The organism is Streptomyces poriferorum (assembly GCF_019399235.1).
GTDB lineage: Bacteria > Actinomycetota > Actinomycetes > Streptomycetales > Streptomycetaceae > Streptomyces > Streptomyces poriferorum.
On the sequence record NZ_JAELVH010000642.1, the window covers coordinates 1 to 462 of the forward strand.

Consider the following 462-nt stretch of genomic DNA (forward strand, 5'->3'; position numbering starts at 1 on the left):
GCCGCCCCGGCCCGCGGCCGCACCCCGCGAAACCCGGGGCGCGCCGTACCGGGACGCTCTTCCTGGGCACGTACACCTCGACCAGCCCGGGCGGCACCGGCATCGGCGTCGCCTCGTACGACGCGGCGACGGGCGGCATCACCTCCCGCACCGTCGTCACCGGCGTCGAGAACCCCTCGTACCTCGCGGCGCACCCCACCGGCCGCACGCTCTACGCCGTCGACGAGCAGCAGAACGGCGGCGTCACGGCCGTCGCCCTCGCCGACGACGGCACCTTCCAGGTGCTGGGGACGCGGCCCACCGGCGGCGCCGGCCCCTGCCACCTCTCGGTCCACCCGGGCGGGCGGTGGCTGTTCAGCGCCAACTACACCTCCGGCAGCGTCGCCGTGCACCCCCTCGCCGCAGACGGATCGGTGGGGGAGCGCACGGACCTGGTCGCCCACAGCGCGCCCGCGCCCGGAC

The 462-nt window shown here is 77.3% G+C and carries 1 protein-coding gene; it reads left to right on the forward strand.

The annotated features are described in order from the left end of the window. Positions 1 to 462, forward strand: a 462-nt coding sequence (locus tag JGS39_RS40205; RefSeq protein ID WP_219574680.1) for a lactonase family protein, incomplete at both ends; no start/stop codon positions are given.